Source organism: Streptomyces sp. NPDC111656, assembly GCF_055656965.1.
In genome coordinates this window covers 991,333-1,014,650 of sequence record NZ_JBVKCA010000002.1, presented here as the reverse complement: position 1 = coordinate 1,014,650, position 23,318 = coordinate 991,333, and the positions used below count along the sequence as shown (strand labels likewise).

19 protein-coding genes are annotated in these 23,318 nt (G+C 69.9%); 10 read left to right on the top strand and 9 right to left on the bottom strand.

What is annotated here, in order from left to right; genetic code table 11:
* Positions 1–205: 205 nt before the first annotated feature.
* Entirely contained in the window at positions 206–1,156 is a 951-nt protein-coding gene (locus ACZ7M3_RS10220) for an HAD family hydrolase (RefSeq protein ID WP_452974374.1), read from the bottom strand.
* Positions 1,157–1,284: 128 nt separating this feature from the next.
* Between ACZ7M3_RS10220 and ACZ7M3_RS10215 the strand changes: the two genes are divergently transcribed.
* The 6 genes from ACZ7M3_RS10215 to hemB all read left to right on the top strand — a co-directional run bounded on the left by ACZ7M3_RS10215 (position 1,285) and on the right by hemB (position 8,443).
* The gene (locus ACZ7M3_RS10215) at positions 1,285–1,584 is read left to right on the top strand and encodes a glutaredoxin family protein (protein ID WP_075033738.1); all 300 of its coding nucleotides are present in this window, start codon (positions 1,285–1,287) and stop codon (positions 1,582–1,584) included.
* 352 nt (positions 1,585–1,936) lie between these two features.
* Complete coding sequence (locus tag ACZ7M3_RS10210; protein WP_355310957.1) at positions 1,937–2,701, top strand: redox-sensing transcriptional repressor Rex; 765 nt, start codon at positions 1,937–1,939, stop codon at positions 2,699–2,701.
* Positions 2,698–4,467, top strand: coding sequence for a glutamyl-tRNA reductase (locus ACZ7M3_RS10205; RefSeq protein ID WP_472062145.1), 1,770 nt, complete (start codon positions 2,698–2,700; stop codon positions 4,465–4,467). Before ACZ7M3_RS10210 ends, ACZ7M3_RS10205 begins: the two co-directional genes overlap by 4 nt.
* The gene (gene hemC / locus ACZ7M3_RS10200; protein ID WP_472062143.1) at positions 4,464–5,486 is read left to right on the top strand and encodes a hydroxymethylbilane synthase; all 1,023 of its coding nucleotides are present in this window, start codon (positions 4,464–4,466) and stop codon (positions 5,484–5,486) included. Before ACZ7M3_RS10205 ends, hemC begins: the two co-directional genes overlap by 4 nt.
* The gene (locus tag ACZ7M3_RS10195; protein ID WP_472062141.1) at positions 5,483–7,204 is read left to right on the top strand and encodes a bifunctional uroporphyrinogen-III C-methyltransferase/uroporphyrinogen-III synthase; all 1,722 of its coding nucleotides are present in this window, start codon (positions 5,483–5,485) and stop codon (positions 7,202–7,204) included. Before hemC ends, ACZ7M3_RS10195 begins: the two co-directional genes overlap by 4 nt.
* Before the next feature lie 225 nt (positions 7,205–7,429).
* The gene (gene hemB, locus ACZ7M3_RS10190) at positions 7,430–8,443 is read left to right on the top strand and encodes a porphobilinogen synthase (protein WP_472062139.1); all 1,014 of its coding nucleotides are present in this window, start codon (positions 7,430–7,432) and stop codon (positions 8,441–8,443) included.
* 4 nt (positions 8,444–8,447) lie between these two features.
* Here hemB and ACZ7M3_RS10185 read toward each other — a convergent pair whose 3' ends face one another.
* The gene (locus ACZ7M3_RS10185; RefSeq protein WP_472062137.1) at positions 8,448–9,158 is read right to left on the bottom strand and encodes a DUF4232 domain-containing protein; all 711 of its coding nucleotides are present in this window, start codon (positions 9,156–9,158) and stop codon (positions 8,448–8,450) included.
* Positions 9,159–9,369: 211 nt separating this feature from the next.
* Here ACZ7M3_RS10185 and ACZ7M3_RS10180 point away from each other — a divergent pair, with 211 nt between their 5' ends.
* Together ACZ7M3_RS10180 and ACZ7M3_RS10175 are read left to right on the top strand one after the other, a co-directional pair.
* Complete coding sequence (locus ACZ7M3_RS10180) at positions 9,370–10,620, top strand: helix-turn-helix domain-containing protein (RefSeq protein WP_472062135.1); 1,251 nt, start codon at positions 9,370–9,372, stop codon at positions 10,618–10,620.
* An 81-nt stretch (positions 10,621–10,701) separates the two neighbouring features.
* A complete protein-coding gene (locus ACZ7M3_RS10175; protein WP_472062133.1) occupies positions 10,702–11,604 on the top strand; it encodes an SAM-dependent methyltransferase in 903 nt (300 codons plus the stop codon).
* A 142-nt stretch (positions 11,605–11,746) separates the two neighbouring features.
* On the opposite strand, the gene ACZ7M3_RS10170 is transcribed toward ACZ7M3_RS10175, so the two are convergent.
* From ACZ7M3_RS10170 to argS, 3 genes are all read right to left on the bottom strand, one after another.
* Positions 11,747–12,661 carry a DUF4253 domain-containing protein gene (locus tag ACZ7M3_RS10170; protein ID WP_472062131.1) on the bottom strand — a complete coding sequence of 305 codons (915 nt, stop codon included), beginning with the start codon at positions 12,659–12,661 and terminating at the stop codon, positions 11,747–11,749.
* A 178-nt stretch (positions 12,662–12,839) separates the two neighbouring features.
* Positions 12,840–13,391: a lamin tail domain-containing protein gene (locus ACZ7M3_RS10165; protein ID WP_472062129.1), complete on the bottom strand. Its 552-nt coding sequence runs from the start codon at positions 13,389–13,391 to the stop codon at positions 12,840–12,842.
* Positions 13,392–13,851: 460 nt separating this feature from the next.
* Complete coding sequence (gene argS / locus ACZ7M3_RS10160) at positions 13,852–15,624, bottom strand: arginine--tRNA ligase (protein WP_472062221.1); 1,773 nt, start codon at positions 15,622–15,624, stop codon at positions 13,852–13,854.
* Between the two features lie 146 nt (positions 15,625–15,770).
* Between argS and lysS the strand changes: the two genes are divergently transcribed.
* Complete coding sequence (lysS, locus tag ACZ7M3_RS10155) at positions 15,771–17,513, top strand: lysine--tRNA ligase (RefSeq protein WP_472062127.1); 1,743 nt, start codon at positions 15,771–15,773, stop codon at positions 17,511–17,513.
* Positions 17,514–17,586: 73 nt separating this feature from the next.
* Here the strand turns inward: lysS and ACZ7M3_RS10150 are convergent, their stop codons facing one another.
* From ACZ7M3_RS10150 to ACZ7M3_RS10140, 3 genes are all read right to left on the bottom strand, one after another.
* Positions 17,587–18,915, bottom strand: coding sequence for a DUF2637 domain-containing protein (locus ACZ7M3_RS10150; RefSeq protein ID WP_472062219.1), 1,329 nt, complete (start codon positions 18,913–18,915; stop codon positions 17,587–17,589).
* A 203-nt stretch (positions 18,916–19,118) separates the two neighbouring features.
* Entirely contained in the window at positions 19,119–20,015 is an 897-nt protein-coding gene (locus ACZ7M3_RS10145; RefSeq protein ID WP_472062125.1) for a DUF3558 domain-containing protein, read from the bottom strand.
* Between the two features lie 147 nt (positions 20,016–20,162).
* Positions 20,163–21,011: a DUF3558 domain-containing protein gene (locus ACZ7M3_RS10140; RefSeq protein ID WP_472062123.1), complete on the bottom strand. Its 849-nt coding sequence runs from the start codon at positions 21,009–21,011 to the stop codon at positions 20,163–20,165.
* A 213-nt stretch (positions 21,012–21,224) separates the two neighbouring features.
* On the opposite strand from ACZ7M3_RS10140, the gene ACZ7M3_RS10135 reads away from it, so the two are divergent.
* The gene (locus ACZ7M3_RS10135) at positions 21,225–22,418 is read left to right on the top strand and encodes an RtcB family protein (protein ID WP_472062217.1); all 1,194 of its coding nucleotides are present in this window, start codon (positions 21,225–21,227) and stop codon (positions 22,416–22,418) included.
* A 45-nt stretch (positions 22,419–22,463) separates the two neighbouring features.
* On the opposite strand, the gene ACZ7M3_RS10130 is transcribed toward ACZ7M3_RS10135, so the two are convergent.
* Positions 22,464–23,297 (bottom strand): hypothetical protein, encoded by an 834-nt coding sequence (locus tag ACZ7M3_RS10130; protein WP_472062121.1) that lies wholly within the window; start codon positions 23,295–23,297, stop codon positions 22,464–22,466.
* Positions 23,298–23,318: the final 21 nt, after the last annotated feature.

The window sequence follows — 23,318 nt, the reverse complement described above, 5'->3', positions numbered from 1 at the left end:
TCACACACTGGACGGCCCGGAGGCCTTCAGGGGCGCGGGGAACTGCGCGCCAAGCCCCCACCGGCCGCCGGCCGAAGAATGTCGGGCGGGGGATCCGGGGCGCAGCCCCGCTTCAGGGGCGCGGGGAACTGCGCGACCGGCCCCCACCGGCCGGCAGTCGAACAACTTCCGGACGGCAGGGGGATCCGGGGCGTAGCCCCGGGGGTCAGCGGCGGCGGCGGTGGAGGGCGATGGCGGCGGCTGTGCCGCCGGCCACGGCGCCTACTCCGGCCGCGGCGGGGATGCCGACCTTCGCGGCCTTGCGGGCCGTGCGATAGTCGCGCAGACGCCACTCGAACGTACGAGCGTGTTTGCGGAGTTTCGTGTCCGGGTTGATCGCGTAGGGGTGGCCGACCAGGGACAGCATGGGGATGTCGTTGTGGGAGTCGCTGTAGGCGGCGCAGCGGGAGAGGTCCAGGCCCTCGGCGCCGGCCAGCGCGCGGACCGCCTCCGCCTTCGCCGGGCCGTGCAGGGGCTCGCCCACCAGCTTGCCCGTGTAGACGCCGTCCACCGACTCCGCCACCGTGCCCAGCGCACCGGTCAGGCCCAGCCGGCGGGCGATCACCGTGGCGATCTCCACGGGGGCCGCCGTGACCAGCCATACCTTCTGGCCCGCGTCCAGGTGGGCCTGGGCGAGGGCGCGCGTACCGGGCCAGATGCGTTCGGCCATGTACTCGTCGTAGATCTCCTCGCCGATCGACATCAGCTCCGCGACCCGGTGGCCCTTGACGATCGAGAGTGCCGAGTCGCGGGCGTCCTGCATGTGTTCCGGGTCCTCGACGCCGGCCAGCCTGAACCACGCCTGCTGCCAGGCGAATCGGGCGAGGTCGCGGGTCTCGAAGAACTTCCGCTTGTACAGGCCCCGGCCGAAGTGGAAGAGGGCGGCGCCTTGCATCACGGTGTTGTCGAGGTCGAAGAAGGCCGCGGCCTTCTCGTCGCCGAGGACCGGGAACTCCGGTTCCTGGTCGGGCGCGTCGGCGTCGGGCGCGGCGTCGTGGGCTAGTTCCTCCAGTTCCTGGGAGGACTTGCGCGCTGCCTCCGCCGAGGCCTCGCCTGCCAACACGCTCCGCGCGGTGGCGGAGCGCCTACGGGGAGTGAGCCATCCGAGAGCGGCCATGTCGTGAGCATAGCCAGTTTGTTCGGAGCTTCCGGAGTCGAGAGGATGCGAGGCTGTGAACTCTCCGCGACCGAGCCGTTAAAGAAGTCGTCCGACCGGCACCTCCGGGCCGCGCGGGTGGCGGGAGAATGACCCGTATGAGTTCCATGTTCCGGCGCGGTGGGCGCCGTACGACGCAGAAGGCACCCTCGGAGCGGCTGGTCACGCTCATCAGGAAGCCTGGTTGTCATCTGTGTGATGACGCACAAGAAGTGGTGGAGAAGGTGTGTGGGGATCTCGGGGTCCCCTGGGAGCACAAGGACATCACCGAGGATGAAGAGCTGCACCGTGCCTACTGGGAGCAGATCCCCGTGGTGCTGGTGGACGGGGCGCAGCACACCTTCTGGCGTGTGGACGAGGCTCGGCTGCGTAAAGCCCTCGCTCCGTAGCGACCCGGTGAGGCGCGGTGTTCCGTCCGGATTGTGCCGTGATCGGGTCCGGACCCCGTCCTGACCGGTGAGTCCAACGGGTCCGGAAAGTCGCCTAGGATCGACGGCGATTGGTCTCGGGGGCGGGGTTCGTTGAGGAGAGTGTGCGGTTTTGCCCCCTTCAGGAGCGGAACGAAGCGGTGCGCGCGCCGGTTCCATACAGGCGCGCCGGGAGTGCGTGACGCCCGTCACGTTGCCCGGGCAAATCGGACACCATCTTTGTGCACGCGTTCACAAAGACATAGCCTGCATTCGACGGGGCGGTCTAGGTACGTGTGACCGCCTGCAGCCCCGCGCTACCCGCAGGAGCACCGTGGCAACTGGCCGAACTCACCGACCGGCGACCCGCAGCCGAGGGATTCCCGAGGCCACCGTCGCCCGGCTTCCGCTGTACCTCCGAGCCCTCACCGCACTGTCGGAGCGCTCGGTACCCACGGTCTCCTCCGAGGAGCTCGCGGCCGCGGCGGGGGTCAACTCCGCGAAGCTGCGCAAGGACTTCTCCTACCTCGGCTCCTACGGGACGCGTGGTGTGGGGTACGACGTCGAGTATCTCGTGTACCAGATCTCCCGTGAGCTGGGCCTGACCCAGGACTGGCCGGTAGTGATCGTCGGTATCGGTAACCTCGGCGCCGCGCTGGCCAACTACGGCGGGTTCGCCTCCCGTGGTTTCCGGGTCGCCGCGCTGATCGACGCCGATCCGGAGATGGCCGGAAAGCAGGTCGCCGGGATCGCCGTGCAGCACAGCGACGGCCTCGAGAAGATCATCGACGAGAACGGCGTCTCCATCGGCGTCATCACCACCCCTCCGGGCGTGGCCCAGCAGGTCTGCGACCGCCTGGTCGCCGCCGGGGTCACCTCCATCCTCAACTTCGCGCCGACCGTCCTGTCCGTCCCGGACGGCGTCGACGTGCGCAAGGTCGATCTCTCCATCGAGCTGCAGATCCTCGCCTTCCACGAGCAGCGCAAGGCCGGCGAGGAGGCCGAGGCCCAGGCCGGTGCCGCCGCCGTGGCCCAGGCCGCCCAGGAGGACGACGGCAAAGGTCCTGACGGGGACGTCCCCGCCGTGATGCCGGCATGAGTCTCCTCGTCGTCGGGCTGAGCCACCGCAGCGCCCCGGTCAGCGTCCTGGAGCGGGCCACGCTGAACGCGGACGCCCAGATCAAGCTGCTGCAGGACACGGTCGCCGCCGAACCGGCCGCCGAGGCCACGCTGCTCGCCACCTGCAACCGCATCGAGCTGTACGCCGACGTGGACAAGTTCCACGCGGGCGTCGCCGAGCTGTCCACGCTGCTCGCCCAGCACAGCGGGGTCGGCCTCGACGAGCTCACCCCCCACCTTTACGTGCACTACGAGGACCGGGCCGTCCACCACCTCTTCTCGGTGGCCTGCGGGCTCGACTCGATGGTCGTGGGCGAGGGCCAGATCCTCGGCCAGATCAAGGACGCGCTCGCCACCGCGCAGGAGATGCACACCGCGGGCCGGCTGCTGAACGACCTGCTCCAGCAGTCGCTGCGGGTCGGCAAGCGCGCGCACTCCGAGACCGGCATCGACCGCGCCGGGCAGTCCCTCGTCACCTTCGGCCTCCAGCAGCTGTCGGCCGGCACCGCCGTCGACGCCTGGGCCAAGGGCAAGAAGGCCCTCGTCATCGGCGCGGGCTCGATGTCCTCGCTGGCCGCGGCGACACTCGCGCGCGCCGGAGTCTCCGAGATCGTCATCGCCAACCGCACCCCGGACCGCGCGGAGCGGCTCGCCCAGATCCTCAACGAGAACGAGGGCGGCGACACGGACGTGGTGGCCCGCGCGGTACCGATGGATGCGGTGCCGGTCGAGCTGACACGTGCCGACATCGCCATCTCGTGCACCGGCGCCACCGGGCTCGTCCTGACGGCCGAGTCGGTCGCGGCGGCCGTGGAGGGACGTACGGGAGAGTCCGTGGCCACGGCCGAGCCGGCGGCGAAGCCCGCCGTGCGCGGTGCCGGCTCCGCTCGTACGGCGTCGTCCGCGGTCGTGGGTGACCAGGCGCAGCTCGCTCCCACCAGTGTCGGTAGCGACGACGACTGTCCGCTCGACCTGTCCGCCGTGCAGGGCACGGCCGGCTTCTCCGTGCTCGGCGAGGCCGCCGTCGCCGGAATGGCCGCCGCCGAGCTGGAGCAGCACGCGGCCTGGGTGGACAAGGGCGATGCCGCGGCCCGTGCCCCGCGCGGGGCGGCCGTACTCGACCCGGAGGCCGACGCCGACGCCATCGCCGCGCTCGTCCTGGCCGTCGCCACCGTCGGCCGGGTGCCCGAGCGCCGCAGGCCCGAGCCGGTCGCCGAGGCCCCCCGGCCCGCGCCCGTGCTCGCACTGCTGGACCTCGCCATGCCCCGTGACATCGACGCGGCCGTGCACCGAATGCTCGGCGTGCGGCTCGTCGACATCGAGTCGCTGGCCGAGGCGTCCGCGGACGCGCCGATGGCGGCGGACGTGGACCAGGTGCGGAGCATCGTTTCCGACGAGGTGGCCGCCTTCAGCGCCGCCCAGCGGGCCGCCCACATCACCCCCACCGTCGTGGCTCTGCGCACCATGGCCGCCGACCTTGTCGCGAGCGAGATCGCGCGGCTCGACGGGCGGCTGCCGGACCTCGACGACAAGGAGCGGGGCGAGATCACGCAGACCGTGCGGCGCGTCGTCGACAAGCTGCTGCACGCGCCGACCGTACGGGTCAAGCAACTCGCCGCCGAACCCGGTGGCGCCGGGTACGCGGACGCGCTGCGCACCCTGTTCGACCTGGACCCCGAGACGGTCGCCTCCGTCTCGCGGGCCGAGAACAACAACGAGAACGCCAAGAACCGAGGGCGAGCATGAGTGAGCCACGTGAGCCACGTGCGCCGCAGGGGCAGACTGGAGCGCCCCAAGGGCGACCAGATGAGAAGGCGGCACTGAGGCTGGGGACCAGGCGCAGCAAGCTCGCCATGGCCCAGTCCGGGCTGGTGGCGCAGGCCGTGAGCCAGGTGACCGGCAGGCCCGTCGAGCTCGTGGAGATCACGACGTACGGCGACACCTCCCGTGAGCACCTCGCCCAGATCGGCGGCACGGGAGTCTTCGTCACCGCGCTGCGCGAGGCGCTGCTGCTCGGTGAGATCGACTTCGCCGTGCACTCCCTGAAGGACCTGCCGACCGGGCAGCCCGACGAGCTCGCGCTGGCCGCCGTGCCGCTGCGCGAGGACCCGCGCGACGTGCTCGTCGCCCGCGACGGGCTGCGCTTCGAGGAGCTTCCGGACGGCGCGCGCGTCGGCACCGGTTCGCCGCGCCGGATGGCCCAGCTGAACGCGTACGCCCGTAACCACGGGATGACGATCGAGACGGTCCCGATCCGTGGGAACGTCGACACGCGGATCGGATACGTACGCAGCGGGGAGCTCGACGCCGTCGTGCTCGCCGCCGCCGGCCTCGGCCGCCTCGGGCGGATAGAGGACGTGACGGACTTCCTGTCCGTCGACACCGTTTTGCCCGCCCCCGGCCAGGGGGCACTGGCGATCGAGTGTGCCGCGGACAACGCGGATCTCGTCGCCGCGCTCGGAGAGCTCGACGACCCGTTCACCCGGGCCGCCGTGACCGCCGAGCGGTCCCTGCTCGCCGCCCTGGAGGCCGGCTGCAGCGCACCCGTGGGTGCTCTCGCCGACGTCTTGGCCGACGGGCAGATTGTCAAGGAGATGCGCCTGCGCGGCGTCGTCGGCACGACCGACGGCACGACGCTGGTGCAGCTGTCCACCACCGGTCCCGTGCCCGAGACACATGACCAAGCAATGGCGCTCGGCCGTGAACTCGCCGCCGAGATGCTTGCCAAGGGCGCGGCCGGTCTGATGGGGGAGCGAGCACATTGAGCCCCACCAACCTTCCCGCCGGTCCCGAACACGGGCACGTCACCTTCCTCGGTGCCGGACCCGGAGATCCGGGACTACTGACACTGCGCGCCGTCGAGGCGCTGGCGAACGCGGATGTTCTCGTCGCCGAGTACGAGGTACTCGACATGGTCCGCGTCCATGCCAGACAAGGCGTCGCCGTACTGAGTACGAATACGGACGGGGGACCGCCTTTGGGCACGTCTTCCAGTACGTATCCGGGCACAGGCACGCCTCAACTAGCGGTTGTTGACGCCGCGTCAACGACCGCTGGTGACCCCGCGTTGAGGGACGCTGCCAATCTTGTCATGGAGGCCGCGCGGGGCGGCAAGCGGGTCGTGCGTGCGGTGTCCGGTGACCCCGGGCTCGACACGTACGCCGCCGAGGAGATGCTGGCCTGCGCCGCCGCGGGCGTGCCGTTCGAGGTCGTGCCGGGTGTCGCCGCGGCCGTGGGCGTGCCCGCGTACGCCGGTGTGCCGCTGCGCGACGCGCAGGGCGCCGACGTGCGGTTCGTCGACGGGCGTACGGCCTCCGACCGGTGCTGGACCGAGGTCGGGGCGTCGGACGGGACGGTCGTCGTCTCGTCGACGCTGGACTCCGTGGCCGCCGCCGCGGGCGAGCTGGTCGCGGCCGGCCGCAAGCCGGACACGCCGATGACGGTGACGATCGCCGGTACGACGACGCGTCAGCGGACCTGGTCGGCCACGCTCGGGACCATCGCCCAGACCCTGAAGCAGGCGAAGGTGCTGCCGTCCCCGGACGGGGGGCGCCCGGTGATAGCCGTGGTCGGTGAGCGTTCCGCCGCGGCTCAGCGTGAGCAGCTCTCGTGGTTCGAGTCGAAGCCGCTGTTCGGCTGGAAGGTGCTCGTCCCGCGGACGAAGGAGCAGGCGGCCTCGCTCTCCGACCAACTGCGGTCCTACGGAGCCGTGCCGCACGAGGTGCCGACGATCGCCGTCGAGCCGCCGCGGACGCCGCAGCAGATGGAGCGCGCGGTCAAGGGCCTGGTGACGGGCCGCTACGAGTGGATCGCCTTCACCTCCGTGAACGCGGTCAAGGCCGTGCGGGAGAAGTTCGAGGAGTACGGGCTCGACGCGCGGGCCTTCGCCGGGATCAAGGTCGCGGCGGTGGGCGAGCAGACGACGAAGGCACTGGTCGCCTTCGGTGTGAAGCCGGATCTGGTGCCGAGCGGTGAGCAGTCGGCCGCGGGTCTTCTGGAGGACTGGCCTCCGTACGACCCGGTGTTCGACCCGATCGACCGGGTGTTCCTGCCGCGAGCCGACATCGCCACCGAGACGCTGGTCGCGGGGCTCATCGACCTGGGCTGGGAGGTCGACGACGTCACGGCCTACCGGACCGTGCGGGCCTCGCCGCCGCCGGCGGACACGCGGGAGGCGATCAAGGGGGGCGGTTTCGACGCCGTGCTCTTCACGTCGTCCTCGACCGTACGCAATCTCGTGGGCATCGCGGGCAAGCCGCACAACGTGACGGTGATCGCCTGTATCGGTCCGGCCACCGCCAAGACGGCGGAGGAGCACGGGCTGCGGGTCGATGTCATGGCTCCGGAGCCGTCCGTGCACAAGCTGGCCGAGGCGTTGGCGGACTTCGGTCTCCGGCGTCGGGCCGCCGCCGCGGAGGCGGGGGATCCGGTCACTCGGCCGAGTGAGCGTCGGCCGGGGGCGCGGAGGCGTCGTACGACGTAGGCGTGCGACATAGATGTGCGTAGGGGGTATGGGGGCTGCGCTCCTCATGCCCCCTGTGTGTTTTCGGGTGCGGGTGGGTGGGGGCTGGTCGCGCAGTTCCCCGCGCCCCTGAGGCACGGGGCTGCGCCCCGGTGCCCCAGCGCCCCACCGGCTGTCAGCCGAGCGAAACGGGTACCGGCACGGTGTCGGCAAGGGGAGTGGAGGGGCGGGCGTAGCGTAGAGGGCATGACGAAGTACGGATCCTTCCCCGGTACGCGGCCGCGGCGGCTGCGTACGACGCCGGTCATGCGGCGCATGGTCGCCGAGACCCGGCTGCACCCCGCCGACTTCATCCTCCCCGCGTTCGTACGGGAGGGTGTGAGCGAGCCGGTTCCCATCGCGGCGATGCCCGGCGTCGTGCAGCACACGCGCGACAGCCTGAAGAAGGCCGCGCTGGAGGCCGTGGAGGCCGGGATCTCCGGGATCATGCTCTTCGGCGTGCCGGAGGAGGCGAAGAAGGACGCCGTCGGAACCCCCGGGACCGATCCGGACGGGATTCTCCAGGTCGCCCTCCGCGACGTGCGCGCCGAGGTCGGCGACGAACTGCTCGTCATGTCCGATCTGTGTCTCGACGAGACCACCGACCACGGGCACTGCGGAGTGCTCGACGCGGAAGGCCGCGTCGACAACGACGCGACCCTGGAGCGGTACGCCGAGATGGCCCAGGTCCAGGCCGACGCCGGGGCCCACGTGGTGGGGCCCAGCGGGATGATGGACGGGCAGATCGGGGTCATCCGGGACGCTCTGGACCAGATCGGGCGCGAGGACGTCGCCATCCTCGCCTACACCGTGAAGTACTCCTCCGCCTTCTTCGGGCCCTTCCGGGAGGCCGTGGCCTCCTCGCTGAAGGGCGACCGCAAGACGTACCAGCAGGACCCCGCCAATGCGCGGGAGTCCCTGCGGGAGTTGGCCCTCGATCTGGAGGAGGGGGCCGACATGGTGATGGTGAAGCCGGCGGGACCGTATCTGGACATCCTGGCGCGGGTCGCGGACTCCGTCGACGTGCCCGTGGCCGCCTACCAGATCTCCGGCGAGTACTCGATGATCGAGGCGGCGGCCGAGAAGGGCTGGATCGACCGTGACCAGGCGATCCTGGAGACGCTGACCGGCATCAAGCGGGCCGGCGCCCAGAACATCCTCACCTACTGGGCCACCGAGGTCGCGCAGAAGCTCCGACAGGGCCCGGCAGCCGCTCAGTAGGCGCTCAGTAGGCCAGCGCGTCGTCCAGCCTCTGCTGCCAGTACGTCACCGTGAGCTTGTCGTCCACGTACACGCCCTTCGCCGGGAGCGCCGGGGTCGCGCTGCTGCCCTTGGCGAAGCCGACGACGAGGGTCTTGGCCGTGTAGCCGTTGCCGCCGCTGCCGTCGGCGGCCGAGAGCAGGACGCCCGCGTAACCGGACTCGCCCGGGGCCAGGGTGACGACCGCCTGGGGGTGGGTCGACTCGGCGACCGGCGGGACCGACTGGGCCTCGCCGAAGCGGGCGATCGGGTAACCGGTCAGATCGCAGTTCTTCGCACCGGTGTTGGTGACGGTGAGGAGCAGGTGGTTGAGGGGGCGGGAGACCTCGGTCGCGGTGGTCTTGGTGTTGGCGCCGTTGCAGGCGGGGTTCCGGGTGCTCGTGGTGCCTCCGCCGTTCTTGCCCGGGGAGCCGGAGCCGCCGCTGGTGCCCGCCGTGGTGGTGCCCGGCGTGGTGGTGCTCTTGGGGGCGGCCGTCGAGCCCCCGGTCTCACCCGCCGGCTTCGCCGTCGTACCGCCGTCGGCCGTGGACCCGGTCGGCTGCGACGAGGAGTTGGACGCGGCGGACGGACCCTCGTCACGTACGCCCTTTCCGTTGTCGCACGCCGTGAGGGCGAGCGCGGCGAGCGCGACCGTCGTGGCGGCGAGGAGGCGGGTGCGGGCGGTGCGTGCGGACATGGGTGATCCCCCTGTGGGTGTGGCTGGTCGGTGGCCGCTCGACCGGTCGAGGGGAGCGGCGTGCTTGGATGACCACAGCTTGTCGGTTGATCCGTCCCGGGCGCCACGGTTGCCGGGGGATACGGGACGCCGGAACGTTCGTAGGGGGTCTGACCAGGGGGAATACCGTCCCCCTGGAATGCGGACCGGGACGCGAGGGGGTGGAGGAACGGTGGACGGCGACGAGTTCGCGGGGCTGCTGCGGGAGCTGAAGGAGCGGTCCGGACTCAGTTACGGGGTGCTCGCGAAGCGGCTGCACGTGAGTACGTCCACGCTGCATCGGTACGTCAACGGGGACGCCGTACCGACGGACTACGCACCCGTGGAGCGGCTCGCGCGTGTGTGCGGGGCGACTCCCGAGGAGCTGGTGGAGCTGCATCGGCGGTGGGTGCGGGCGGATGTGCTGCGGGCACAGAAGGGGGCGCCCGCGGCGGCCGTGACGCCGGTGGGGGTGGAGGGCTCCTCGGGGGAGCCGGGTGTGGCTTCGGAGGTCGTCGGCGGGCCCTCGGGTGAGGCTTCGACCGGGGGGCGGCGACGGCGTACGGTCCTGCTCGCCTCGGTCGCCGTCGTCGCGGTGCTCGCGTCCGCCGCGCTCGCGGTGCGGTTCGTGCCGGACGGCAAGGGCGACGGGAGCGGAGGGCGGGAGGTCCTGGGGGCCGCCGCGTCGTCCGGCCCCCGGGAGAGTCCGCGGGGGACGGCGTCGGCCGACGGCAAGCACCGGGAGCCGTCCGCCTCGGTCAGCGCCTCGCACGGTGGTGGGCCCGAGTCGTCCGTCTCGACGGCGGCTTCGGGTGGCGGTACGGGCCAGCACGTCGCCGACGGCGCCACCGCGCCGCTCGTGGTCGCCAACCCGTACAAGTGGGAAGGCCCGTGCAGTCAGCACTACCTGGTGAACCGGAAGGCCGAGCAGGTGCCCCCGCCGCCGAACGAGCCGGACGCGCGCGGGTGGGTCACGGCGCTCGGCGGGGTCGCCGGTCAGGAGCAGATGCTCGCGCTGACCGTGCAGGGGACCGGGAAGGCCACCGTGGTCCTGGACGGGCTGCACGTGCGGGTGGTGGGGAAGAACGCGCCGCTCGCCTGGAACGACTACGCGATGGGCGTCGGCTGCGGCGGCGGCGTGCAGACGAAGTCCTTCGCCGTGGATCTCGACGCGGGGCGGCCCGTGACCACGCCCAAGGCCGGGCAGCGGGACTTCCCCTACAAGGTCAGCGAGTCCGATCCCGAGGTCTTCTACGTCTTCGCGGACGCGCGGGCGCACGACGTGAGCTGGTACCTGGAGCTCGACTGGTCCAGCGGAGCGCGCAGCGGCACGGTGCGTATCGACGACAACGGAAAGCCGTTCCGGACGAGCGGGAATGTGGGGCGGCCCGCGTACGACTATCCGCTGGGCGGCAGCGAGTGGGAGACGGCCGCGACAGGTTAGCCAGGAGACGGGCACTATCAAGTCCCCCTAGGAGTTAGGTTGTTGCCCGTTGAATGACGCGACTCTCCAGGGAGAGGCTTTATGCCCGGTGATGCTCTCAGCCAGGACCCCGCCGAGCTGAGAAGGAGGATCGACACCACCAAGGCGCACCCGGCGCGCGTCTACGACGTCTTCCTCGGGGGCAAGGACAACTACCCGGTCGACCGGTCCGCGGCCGCCGCGGCGGTCGTGGCCAATCCGCGCGGGTACCTCGACGTCCGGCACAACCGGGACTTCCTGCGCAGGGCGGTCACCACGCTGACCCAGGAAGCGGGTGTCCGCCAGTTCCTGGACATCGGTACCGGGTTGCCGACGCAGGAGAACGTCCACCAGATCGCGCAGCGGATCACTCCGGAGTCGCGGGTCGTGTACGTCGACAACGACCCCGTTGTGCTCGCTCACGCGCGTGCGTTGCTCACCAGTGGGCCCGAGGGGCGGACGGACTACATCGACGCGGACCTCGAGGAGCCCGTGCGGATACTCCAAGAGGCCGCGAAGACCCTCGACTTCGAGCAGCCGATCGCGCTCGTGCTGGTGGCGATCCTGCACTTCATCGAGGACGAGCAGGCCTATCCGATCGTGCGTGAGCTGGTGGAGGCGTTGCCTTCGGGCAGTCGGCTCGTGCTCAGCCACCTCACCGAGGATCTCAACGCGGAGAACATCCGGGCGGTTCAGCGGACGTTCACCGAGCGGGGGTTCACGTTCGTGCTGCGGTCCAGGGCCGAGGTGGAGCGGTTCTTCACGGAGAACGGGCTCGAGGTGGAGGAGCCGGGTGTCGTGCCTGTGCACCGCTGGCGGCCCGACGGTGCGGCTCCGCTGCCCGAGAAGGCGGATCCCGCGTACTTCGCCGGCCTCGACGACATCGAGAAGATCCGCTATCGCGACATCAATGACGTGACGGACGCGGACATCAACGTGTACGGGGTGACGGGCATCAAGCCCTGACTCCCGCCCCCGCCGCCCCTACCCGTCCACCTGGGGCCCCGCCCCCAGCCCCCGGGTGCGTTCCCTGCCTGCGGGCCGGTGGGGGCTGGGCGCGCGGTTCCCCGCGCCCCTGAAAGACTCGCTTCGGTGGACAGGGAGCCGGTCAGTCCCACCAGAAGGACCACACGCGCCTGCCGAGCACCTCGTCCGCCGCGTACGCGCGCAGCGCCTCGCTCTCGCCCTGCGTGATGTTGTCCGGGCAGAAGGCGAAGTGCTCGGCGGCCACCGCCTCGGCCTCGGCCGCCGTCGTGGGCGGGGCCGCCACCGACAGGACCAGCTGGTCGAAGGTGAGGGCCACGACCCGTATGCCGAAGCGGTCCTCCCAGGAGCGCAGGACCGCGCAGAGGCGGGCCACGTCGCCCTCGTAGTTCACCGGACCGGACCAGCCGATCGCCGCAGGGATGTCCGCGCTGCGGCGCGCCGGGACCAGGGCGAGACGCGGCTCCTTCAGCCAGGAACCGCCGCCCGCGAGGGAGTCGGCGACCTCGGTGGCCCGGTCGTCCGCGTCCGCCTCGGGCGCGGTGGCCGGTGCCAGGCCGGGCCACTGCACGCCGTGCGGCGCGATCGTCTCGGCGAACTCCTTCGCCTCACCGAAGAGTTCGGTGACCGCTTCCTTGCCGGGGTGGTCCGCGTCGGCTTCGAGCTCGTCCTCCGCGTACTCCTCCCAGTACCCCGCCAATACCTCGTCGGCGTCGTGATCCCCCGGATACGACGTCTCCTCGGGCATCAACTCCCATTCCTCCGGGCCGCCCTGGACGCCGCCGACGTCTATGAGGAGGGGGAGCAGGCCGGCCGTGCGCGGGGCGGAACCCAGCGTGGCCCAGTCTCCGGGGGCGGCCGGCGCCTCGGCGTGCCACAGCAACGGCTCGTGCCAGGGGCCCTCGTCCTCCCCCACTGCCTTAAGGGCGTGGGAGGTACCCCCAGCGTCGATCAGTTTCCCGGGCGGGAGTTCGAGGCCGAGCGCGCGCCCGCTCGGATCTGCCGCCAGCGAGGGCAGTGGGTTCGGAAGTGTCGCCATGCCGGTGACTTTAGGGCCCGCCACTGACAACGCGCCTCGGGGTCCGCCCTCGAGGTCCTGGACGGCCAGGACACACGTGCGCGGCGTGCCACAGGTGGTTCGTGGCACGCCGCGCGAAGAGTGTCAGGCGCGGGTCGAGGAAGGCGCAGTCCGTACGCCGGTCCCGACCCGCCAGGGGTCAGCGGTGGCCGTGGCCCGGACCGCCGCCGTGGCCGCGGTCGCTGCCGTGTCCGCGGTCGTCGCCGTGGCCGCGACCGTCGTCGCCGTGGTGCCTGGCGTCCCAGGAGATGGTGTCGACCACGCGACGGTGGTCGTTGCGCAGCGTGGCGGTGTCCTTGCGGTCGTCCCAGACGAAGTTGCGGCGGTCCTGGTAGACGTCGCGGTAGGTGTCACGGCCGACGCCGGTGTGGACGCGGACGGTGGAGTGACCGTTCAGGCGCAGGTGGTGGAACGTGTAGACGCGGCCCTGACGGTTGGACAGCGTCCAGTCGTCCAGGTTCACGCTGTCGCGCCCGCTGTTGGTGATCTGCACCCACTCCTCGTTCAACGAGCGGTTGGACCTGGAGCCGTGTCCCGGGGCGTCGTACTGGACCTTGCTGATCTCCACCTGCGGGCCGCGCGGCTCGGCTCCGTTGGCCGCCGCCGGCAGGGCGGCTGCCCCCACCAACGCGGCGGCGGACAGAGCGGCGGCGGCCAGGCGACGGGCCGTGAAGGTCTGCGAAGCGGTCATGGGTGCCCCCTTGGGGTACTGGCGGGCCATGGCGACAGGATCGTGCTGTCGGCCCGCTGTTCGTGCACCCGGCCTGCTGGCCGGACACCGCATAGCTTGCCGACTGAAGTGCTCCGCTACGTCCCGGAATCGGAGGGCGTTGCCGATCAACGACATTGTCGTGATAGTCGCATGTAGTGTGCACGGTTTGTGAAGATGTGTCGGGTTGACGGCTCTTCGGGGGGTGTGGCCGCATCAGTACTGGCCTGCGCCACTTCTTCGCCATGCCGCGCCACCCGTCCGCGACCTTCGCCGTCACCCGAAAGTGAGTAACAGTCCCGAGCGGACAGGGGTACCCGCTCGGGCGATCGTGCGTACGCGCGTCCGAGTGCGGAAACGCCTGATCCCGCAGGCGCGTCAGCGGCCTACGGGATCAGGTACTACGGGGTCGGGTGCGCCGGGCTCGGCGCCCTGCGGGAGATCAGAGACGCTCGGGCGTCCTGATGCCCAGCAGGGCCATGCCCTGGTGGAGCGTGCGGGCCGTGAGATCGCACAGGAAGAGGCGGTTCTCCGCGACCTCCTGCGCCGGCGCCGGCTTGATGACCGGGCACTGGTCGTAGAACGTCGTGTAGAGCGACGCCAGCTGGTACAGATACGCCGCCAGCTTGTGCGGCGCGTACTCGACGGCCGCCTCGTCCAGCGTCTCCCCGAACCGGTCCAGGTGCAGACCGAGCGCCCGCTCCGCCGGGGCCAGTTCGAGCTCCGGGTGGGCCAGCGGCGCACGATCGCCGGCCTTGCCGAAGATCGACCGGATACGGGCGTACGCGTACTGGAGGTAAACGGACGTGTCGCCGTTCAGCGAGACCATCTGGTCCAGGTCGAACTTGTAGTCCCGGACGGCGGAGGTGGAGAGGTCCGCGTACTTCACGGCGCCGATACCGACGTACCGGCCGTTCTCCTCGATCTCCTGCTCGCTCAGGCCCACCTTCTCGGCCTTCTCCCGCACCACGGCGGTGGCCCGCTCGATCGCCTCGTCCAGGAGATCCACCAGCCGGACCGTCTCGCCCTCACGCGTCTTGAACGGCTTGCCGTCCTTGCCCAGCACCGTGCCGAAGGCCAGCTGCTGCGCCTGCACGTCGTCGCCCAGCCAGCCCGCCCTGCGCGCGGTCTCGAAGACCATCTTGAAGTGCAGGGACTGACGGGCGTCGACCACGTAGACGAGGGTGTTCGCCTTGAGGTTGAAGACACGGTCCCTGATCGCCGAGAGGTCGGTCGCCGCATAGCCGTAGCCGCCGTCCGACTTCTTCACGATCAGTGGGACCGGGTTGCCGTCCGGGCCCTTCACATCGTCGAAGAACACACAGAGCGCGCCGTCCGAGCGGACCGCCACCCCCGACTCCTCCAGGAGGCGGCAGGTCTCGTCCAGCATGTCGTTGTAGCCCGACTCGCCGACCACGTCCGGGTCCCGGATCTCCATGTCCAGCTTGTCGAAGACCGAGTAGAAGTAGATCTTCGACTCGTCCACGAACTTCTGCCACATGGCGAGGGTCTCGGGCTCGCCCGCCTGGAGGTCGACCACCCGGCGCCGCGCCCGCGTCTTGAACTCCTCGTCGGAGTCGAAGAGCGTCCGCGCCGCCTTGTAGAGCCGGTTCAGGTTCGACATGGCCTCCTCGCCGGAGACCTCCGCCGCGCCCTTGTGGTCCAGCTCGTGCGGGTGCTCGATCAGGTACTGGATGAGCATGCCGAACTGGGTGCCCCAGTCGCCGATGTGATGGCGCCTGACCACGCTCTCGCCGGTGAACTCCAGGATCTGGACCACCGCGTCGCCGATGACCGCCGAACGCAGGTGACCGACGTGCATCTCCTTCGCCACGTTCGGCTGCGCGTAGTCGATGACCGTGGTGCCCGGGTTCTCGGCCGGCGGCACACCGAGGCGCTCGCCGTCCTCGTACCGCGCGGCCAGGTTCTCGGTGATGGCCTTGTCGGTGATCGTGATGTTCAGGAAGCCGGGCCCGGAGACCTCGATGTCCTTGATCACGTCACCCGACTCGACCCGCGCCACGACCTGCGTCGCCAGCTCTCTCGGGTTCGCCTTCGCCTTCTTCGCGAGGGCCAGGATCCCGTTGGCCTGGAAGTCGGCCCGGTCGCTTCGTCGCAGCAGCGGGTCCCCGGAACCGGCCTCCGGCAGGGCTGCCGAGAGGGCGTCCGCGAGGCGCTGGTGGACGGAGGCGGTGAGGGACGTGACCGAGGCCATGGAGTGGCTGCCGTTCTGCTCGGGTTCCGGGAGTTTCTGAGTACAGGAAAGCCAGTATCCCATGCGGTGAAAAGCCGTTTTCGCGGTTCACGCCCGAGCTGGGAGAATGGTGGGGTCAGCCGTACTGGCGTATGAGAAAGAAGGACGTGCCGATCGTGGCTCAGAGCACCGAGACCACCGACTGGGTCTCCCGTTTCGCGGATGAGGTCATCGAGGAATCGGAGCGTCGGGCCCCGGGCAAACCGGTCGTTGTCGCGTCCGGGCTCTCCCCCTCCGGCCCGATCCACCTCGGCAACCTTCGCGAGGTCATGACCCCGCACCTGGTCGCCGACGAGATCCGCCGCCGCGGGCACACCGTGCGCCACCTGCTCTCCTGGGACGACTACGACCGCTACCGCAAGGTCCCGGTCGGCATCCCCGGCATCGACGACTCCTGGGCCGAGCACATCGGCAAGCCGCTGACCTCCGTCCCCGCCCCCAAGGGCTCGGAGCACCCGAACTGGGCCGAGCACTTCAAGGCCGCCATGGTCGAGGCGCTGGCCGAGCTCGGCGTCGAGTACGACGGGATCAGCCAGACCGAGCAGTACACCTCCGGTGTCTACCGCGAGCAGGTGCTGTTCGCGATGAAGCACCGCGGTGACATCGACGCGATCCTCGACCAGTACCGGACCAAGAAGGGCCCCGCGAAGAAGCAGCAGGGCCAGAAGCCGGTCGACGAGGCCGAGCTCGAAGCCGCCGAAGGCTCCGGCGCCGCCGCCGAGGACGACGGCAGCTCCGCCGCCGGGTACTACCCGTACAAGCCCTACTGCGGCCGGTGCGAGAAGGACCTCACCACCGTCACCTCCTACGACGACGAGACCACCGAGCTTGCCTACACCTGCTCCGCCTGCGGCTTCTCCGAGACCGTCCGGCTGAGTGAGTTCAACCGCGGCAAGCTGGTCTGGAAGGTCGACTGGCCCATGCGCTGGGCCTACGAGGGCGTCATCTTCGAGCCGAGCGGAGTCGACCACTCCTCGCCGGGGTCCTCCTTCCAGGTGGGCGGCCAGATCGTCGGCATCTTCGGCGGCAAGCAGCCGATCGGGCCCATGTACGCGTTCGTCGGCATCTCCGGCATGGCCAAGATGTCCAGCAGCAAGGGCGGGGTGCCCACCCCGGCCGACGCCCTCCAGATCATGGAGCCGCAGCTGCTGCGCTGGCTGTACGCCCGCCGCCGACCCAACCAGTCGTTCAAGATCGCCTTCGACCAGGAGATCCAGCGCCTGTACGACGAGTGGGACAAGCTCGCGGGCAAGGTCGCCGACGGCTCGGTCCTCCCGGCCGACGCCGCCGCGTACACGCGCGCGGTCGGCACCGCCGCCGGAGACCTGCCCAGGACCCCCCGCCCGATGCCGTACCGCACCCTCGCCTCCGTCGCCGACATCACCGCCGGCGCCGAGGACCAGACCCTGCGGATCCTGAGCGAGCTCGACCCCGAGAACCCTCTCGCCTCCCTGGACGAGGCCCGGCCCCGGCTCGACAAGGCCGAGACCTGGATCAACACCCAGGTGCCGGCCGAGGAGCGCACCGTCGTGCGCGACGAGCCCGACGTCGACCTGCTCAAGTCGCTCGACGACCAGGGCCGCGAGTCGCTGCGACTGCTCCTCGACGGACTCGAGCAGAACTGGTCCCTGGACGGCCTCACCCACCTCGTCTACGGCGTCCCCAAGGTCCAGGCCGGCTTCCCCGCCGACGCCACCGCCAAGGAGCTCCCGCCGGAGATCAAGGTCGCCCAGCGCACGTTCTTCGCGCTGCTGTACCACCTGCTGGTCGGGCGTGACACCGGACCGCGCCTGCCCACCCTGCTGCTCGCGGTCGGACAGGACCGGGTGCGCAAGCTGCTCGGCGCGTAGGGCCTTCGGCTGTACGAGGAAGGGGGCGCCCGGTGAACACCGGGCGCCCCCTTCCTTTTGCACGCTGACGTGCCTACGCGATGTGGTCGTCCTGGAGTTCCGCCGTGTGGCGGTTGGTGAAGCGGTTGACCATGCGGTCGGCCTCGCGCTGCGGGAGCGTGGTGCCGTACGTCGCCTCCACGTTGCCCCTGAACTGCCCCGAGGTCGGATAGCTGCCGTCTATCGACTTCTTGAAGACCAGGTAGTAGTCCTCCTCGGTCGGTTCCGAGCCGCCGCCCGCACCCAGCTCACGGGTACGGCCCGGGCCGGACGGGATCGGGAAGGTGCCGGTGTCCTCCGGAGAGGGCTCCGGTGCGGGGGCAGGCTGCTCCTCGTACCGCTGCTGCGGGAACGTCTGCTGCTCGAACCGCTGCTGTTCCTCGAACTCCTGCCGAGCCCGGAACTGCTGCTGCTCCTCGAACTGCTCGGCCTGCTGCTGCTCCTCGTACCACTGCCGGTACGCGATATCCGGGTCGTACGTCGGGTCGTAGCCGCCCTGATACGCGACGGACTGGGGGTTCCGCGCCTGAAGCCACTGACTCTGCGGCTCGGCGTAGTCCTCCGGCTGCTCGGGGGGCTCGTTCGCCTCACCGGCGGGAAGCTGATCCCGGACGGACGCCGCGTTGCTCTGCACGACGGGTGCCGTCGGTTCCGGCTCGCGCGCCACCTCCAACTGCGGCGCCGGGGGCAGGAGGGCCGGCTCGATGCCCGCCGCCGCCAGGCCGGAGGGGGCGGTCTCCGCGAGCGGCACGCCGTAGCGGGCCAGGCGCAGCGGCATCATGGACTCCACCGGAGCCTTGCGGCGCCAGGCGCGCCCGAAGCGGGAGTGGAGGCGGGCCTGGTAGACGAGGCGGTCCTGCTCCAGCTTGATGACCTGCTCGTAGGAGCGCAGCTCCCACAGCTTCATCCGGCGCCAGAGGAGGAAGGTCGGGATGGGCGAGAGCAGCCAGCGGGTGAGGCGGACGCCCTCCATGTGCTTGTCGGCGGTGATGTCCGCGATCCGGCCGATCGCGTGCCGGGCCGCCTCGACGGAGACCACGAACAGGACCGGGATGACGGCGTGCATGCCGACGCCCAGCGGGTCCGGCCAGGCCGCCGCGCCGTTGAAGGCGATCGTCGCGACCGTCAGCAGCCACGCCGTCTGGCGCAGCAGCGGGAAGGGGATGCGGATCCAGGTCAGCAGGAGGTCCAAGGCGAGCAGGACGCAGATGCCCGCGTCGATGCCTATAGGGAAGACGTACGCGAAGTTCCCGAAGCCCTTCTTGAGGGCCAGCTCGCGCACGGCCGCGTACGAACCGGCGAAGCCGATACCCGCGATGACGAGCGCACCGGCGACGACCACACCGATGAGAATCCGGTGCATTCGTGTGAGCTGGATTGGCGCGGCCACCTGTACTCCCCTCTCCTTGCGTGTTGTTGCGCGCAACAGGGTGGCACATGTGTACGGCGCACGGGCGGCCGGTATGGCAGGAGCCCGGCCCGTGAGGTCACCGGACTCCGTCAAATGCCCCGCTGGGCAGGCGAGTTGCGCGCCGATGCCCGTTGAATGTCAGTACTTCTCGAATGTCAGTTCTTCTTGGTGGCCGACGCCGAGGCCGAGGGCTTGGAGCTGGCCGACGCCGACGGGGAAGCCGACTTCGACGGGCTCGCGGACTTGGAGGGGGAGGCCGACTGCGACGGGGCGGTGGTCGCCCGGCTGCCGTCCTGGTTCGCGGAGGCCACCGCGGCCACCGCCTCCTTGGCGGCCTTCTCCGCGGCCTTCGTCAGGTCGTCCGCGCTGGGGGCCTTGTCGCCGGCCAGACCGGCGCCGTTGTAGTCGAGCGTGATGACGACGTTCTCGACGCGCGTCACGACCGTCTGCTGCTTGAAGGAGCCTTCCTTCTTCTTCAGGCCGTAGCGCACCGCCGTCGACGCGTCGCCGATCCCGGAGACCGGCTCCGACCGGGTGCCCGTGGCGCCGGTCACCCTCTGCGCCTCCTTGACCTGCTTGTCGTAGTAGGTCTGCGCGAGCTGGTTGCCCTCACCGCGGGTCGCGTCCGAGTCGAAACGCAGCAGGGAGACGTTCAGCCAGCGGAACTGGGAACCCTTGACGCCCTTGTTGTCGAGGCTGTTCCAGGAGCAGCTGCTGCGGTCCTTCACGTCGTCCGACTTGCCCGACTTAGAGGACTTCAGGCCCTTCGGTACGAGTTCGCCCAGCGTCTTCTTCGAGAACGCCGAGCAGGGGGCCGGCAGCGTCGCGTACGCGGCCGGCTTGACGGCGTCCGTGGAGGTGCTCGGGGACGCGGACGAGGTCGCGGCCGTGCCCTTCTGGGCGGCGTCGTCGGCACTCGAACCCGATCCCGAGCCGGAGCCGGAGTCCGAGGAACAACCGGCGGCGGCGAGCGCCACCGGGACGACGGCTGCGCTGACAAGGATGCGGGTGAGTCGCGGGGCTCGGCCTACTCGCTGTGCTGGTCGGTGCATGGTTCCTTCACTCGTGGCGCTCGTGGTGCGACCGCACATGGCTGGTGCGGCCGGTCGGGTCCGAGGGGCCACGGTACGCGGTGAGGCAGCCATGCGTTTCCCGTTCGAGGGGTTCGCGTGGGGTGCCCCCGCGCCCCGGCGGACCCGCTAGTCGTTGAACCGGTCGACGAGCTTCTGTGCCAGATTCCGGGCCTTGTCCTGCATTTCTTCGCTGTCCGGGGTGCCGGTGGAAGCGGTCGGCTGCTCGGCGTACTCGATCCTCACGATCACGTTGGACGTGCGGAACACCACAGTCACGGTGCGCTGCTGGGCCGTCGAGGTGCCGGAGTTGAGTTTGTCGTCGAGGAACGCCTCGTCGCCCAGGCCGCTGAGCTTGCGGGGCTGGAGGTCGTCGGGGGTCTGGCTCGGGCCGGCCGAGGTCGAGGCGGAGGACGTCGTGGCGGCGGAGGGCGTCGAGGAGGCGGACGTGGAGGGGGGCGCCGAGGGGGTGGCGGTGGCGGAACCGGTGGCGGAAGCGGTGTCGGACGGCGTGGCCGAAGCGGAGGCCTCGGGGAGGTTCGCCGCGGTCTCCTCGGTCGCGTAGATGTCCTCGGCGCGGGAGTCGTCGCTCACCGTGTTGTCGTACGAGACCACGCGCTCGAAGTCGACGCTGAGGTGGTCGGTGGCGTCCGTGGACTCCACCTTCCAGCCGCAGCCGACGCGGCGGTCGGTGTCGTAGGTGAGGGTGGCCTGGCCCTCGTACGCCGTGTCGCGCTGGTCCTGGTCGGTGATCTGCTTGATGCCGGGCAGCAGGGAGCCGAGGCTGTCGTGGCTCACCGCGGCGCAGGCCTCCGGGAGCGTGCGGTACTTGCCCGGCTGGGCGGCCGGGGTGTTCACGCTGACGTCGCCCGGCTTGGGGTCGGCCGCCCTGCTGTTGCTTCCCGAACCTCCGGTGCAGCCGGCCAGCAGTGCCGCGAGGAGCGCGGCGATGCCGGGAACGTACGCCTTCCGCTGCACGGTCGGGCTCCTCTCGACGGCTCCCGGGGCCTGTGGCCGGGATGCTCTGTGGTGCTGTCCTGTGGTTATTCGGTTGCCGCACGGGGGCGGCCCCTGCAGACAATGTGTATCGCACGCACAGCCGTGGACGCCGGTCCGTTGTCCTATACGTCGACCTTGGCGCGGGTTTTGCGTTCTATGACTTTTGTCGTTTATCGGGGGAATGAGGATGTTATGTCGTACGTAGAGATACCGGGCGCCAAGGTGCCCATCCGCATGTGGACGGACCCGGCGTCGGTCGAGGACGTGGCCCTGCGCCAGCTCCAGAACGTGGCCACGCTCCCGTGGATCAAGGGGCTCGCCGTCATGCCGGACGTCCACTACGGCAAGGGCGCGACGGTCGGCTCGGTCATCGCCATGCGTGACGCGGTGTGTCCGGCGGCGGTGGGGGTCGACATCGGCTGCGGGATGTCTGCCGTCAAGACGTCGCTCACCGCCAATGACCTGCCGGGGGATCTTTCGCGGCTTCGGTCGAAGATCGAGGAGGCGATTCCGGTGGGACGGGGGATGCACGACTCCCCCGTGAGCCCGGGCGGCTTCCATGGGCTGGCGACGAGTGGGTGGGACGACTTCTGGGGGCGGTTCGACGGGGTTGCGGAGGCGGTCAAGTTCCGTGAGGAGCGTGCGATCAAGCAGATGGCCACGCTCGGATCGGGAAATCATATGATCGAACTGTGTACCGATTCGGACGGATCTGTGTGGCTCATGCTTCACTCCGGCTCCCGGAACATCGGCAAGGAATTGGCTGAGTATCACATCGGTGTTGCTCAGAAACTCCCGCACAACCAAGGTCTGGTTGATCGCGATCTTGCGGTCTTCGTCTCGGACACTCCGCAGATGGCCGCCTATCGAAACGATCTCTACTGGGCGCAGGAGTACGCGAAGTACAACCGCACCCTGATGATGGCGCTCCTGAAGGACGTGGTCCGCAAGGAGTTCAAGAAGGCGAAGCCGGTCTTCGAACAGGAGATCTCCTGTCACCACAACTATGTTGCGGAGGAGCGATACGAGGGCGTGGATCTGCTGGTCACCCGCAAGGGTGCGATCCGCGCGGGCTCCGGCGAGTACGGGATCATTCCGGGCTCGATGGGCACCAGCTCGTACATCGTGAAGGGACTCGGCAACGAGAAGGCCTTCAACTCGGCATCGCACGGCGCGGGTCGACGCATGAGCCGCAACGCGGCCAAGCGTCGCTTCACGACAAAGGATCTGGAAGAGCAGACGCGGGGTGTGGAGTGCCGTAAGGACTCGAGCATCGTGGACGAGATTCCGGGGGCGTACAAGAACATCGAGCAGGTGATGGAGCAGCAGCGCGATCTCGTCGAGGTCGTGGCCAAGCTGAAGCAGTTCATCTGTGTGAAGGGCTGACGCGCGAGGCTCCCGGGTCGGGAACCGGGGGCCTCGCTCAGCTGGTCATTTGTCGGTCGGCAGGGGGACCTTACCGGTCCGCAGGCGGCAGCGGCGGACGCTGCAGCTCTTTTGGGTTCGGCCGAGTTCCTTGGCTGCCGCGGCATCGTCGTTCAGTTGCAGCAGCACGCGGTCCTCCCACGCCATCCAGCGGCGGCGGTCAGGTGCGACTCGCATGTTCGTCGGCCGGACCCACGCGCCCAGTGATTCGGCGGCAGTCTTCTTACGTTGCAGGGACAGGCAGTCTTTGTAGTAGAGGTCAGCTGCCAACTCCTGGGCGTTCTCCTTCGTGTAGAGGATGTTGTAGATACTGTCTCGGGCGTTGCGCTTCAAGGTGCGCTCGGCTCCTGTGATCTTTCCTGCGTAGAAGCACAGGTAGGCGCCGATTGCGGTGCTCGCCGTGGTCAGGGCAATGAAGGGCCAGCCCTGCTTGGTGTATCCGACAGAACCGTCCGCATCGAAGACCCCGCGCAGGTAGTCGCGCTGCGAGAACTTCCCGCGCGGCGGGGCGATCGTCCTGGACTTGCGGCCGTAGGGCAGGCCGAGGTCGTTGAGCAGGGTCCTGGCTTCGAGTGAGCAAAGGGTCCAGGTCGCCGAGTGGTGGGTCGCGGCGAAGTTCGTGGATCGAGTGCGTTCGGTGATGCTGGTGTTGTACGGCGTTAGCCCCTGGAACTCACGCAGGAGTTCGATGTCTCGGGCGTTGATCTCGACGGTCAGACGGCCTTTCTGGCCCGCTCCCTTCGCCAGATGCCCATCGGCCTGCAGGAAGCCGAACATGTACGCGTACTCGGGGACCGTGAGGTCCATGAACTGGTGGGCGCTAGGCTCGCGTTCAGCCACAGGGAAGTCCGCCTTCCTTCT

Bases quoted from the DNA above. Each gene is read 5' to 3' on its own strand.
- ACZ7M3_RS10220 (WP_452974374.1), bottom strand. From the start codon at position 1,156: ATGGCCGCTCTCGGATGGCTCACTCCCCGTAGGCGCTCCGCCACCGCG.
- ACZ7M3_RS10215 (WP_075033738.1), top strand. From the start codon at position 1,285: ATGACCCGTATGAGTTCCATGTTCCGGCGCGGTGGGCGCCGTACGACG.
- ACZ7M3_RS10205 (WP_472062145.1), top strand. From the start codon at position 2,698: ATGAGTCTCCTCGTCGTCGGGCTGAGCCACCGCAGCGCCCCGGTCAGC.
- hemC (WP_472062143.1), top strand. From the start codon at position 4,464: ATGAGTGAGCCACGTGAGCCACGTGCGCCGCAGGGGCAGACTGGAGCG.
- hemB (WP_472062139.1), top strand. From the start codon at position 7,430: ATGACGAAGTACGGATCCTTCCCCGGTACGCGGCCGCGGCGGCTGCGT.
- ACZ7M3_RS10185 (WP_472062137.1), bottom strand. From the start codon at position 9,158: ATGTCCGCACGCACCGCCCGCACCCGCCTCCTCGCCGCCACGACGGTC.
- ACZ7M3_RS10175 (WP_472062133.1), top strand. From the start codon at position 10,702: ATGCCCGGTGATGCTCTCAGCCAGGACCCCGCCGAGCTGAGAAGGAGG.
- ACZ7M3_RS10170 (WP_472062131.1), bottom strand. From the start codon at position 12,661: ATGGCGACACTTCCGAACCCACTGCCCTCGCTGGCGGCAGATCCGAGC.
- ACZ7M3_RS10165 (WP_472062129.1), bottom strand. From the start codon at position 13,391: ATGACCGCTTCGCAGACCTTCACGGCCCGTCGCCTGGCCGCCGCCGCT.
- argS (WP_472062221.1), bottom strand. From the start codon at position 15,624: ATGGCCTCGGTCACGTCCCTCACCGCCTCCGTCCACCAGCGCCTCGCG.
- ACZ7M3_RS10150 (WP_472062219.1), bottom strand. From the start codon at position 18,915: ATGCACCGGATTCTCATCGGTGTGGTCGTCGCCGGTGCGCTCGTCATC.
- ACZ7M3_RS10145 (WP_472062125.1), bottom strand. From the start codon at position 20,015: ATGCACCGACCAGCACAGCGAGTAGGCCGAGCCCCGCGACTCACCCGC.
- ACZ7M3_RS10135 (WP_472062217.1), top strand. From the start codon at position 21,225: ATGTCGTACGTAGAGATACCGGGCGCCAAGGTGCCCATCCGCATGTGG.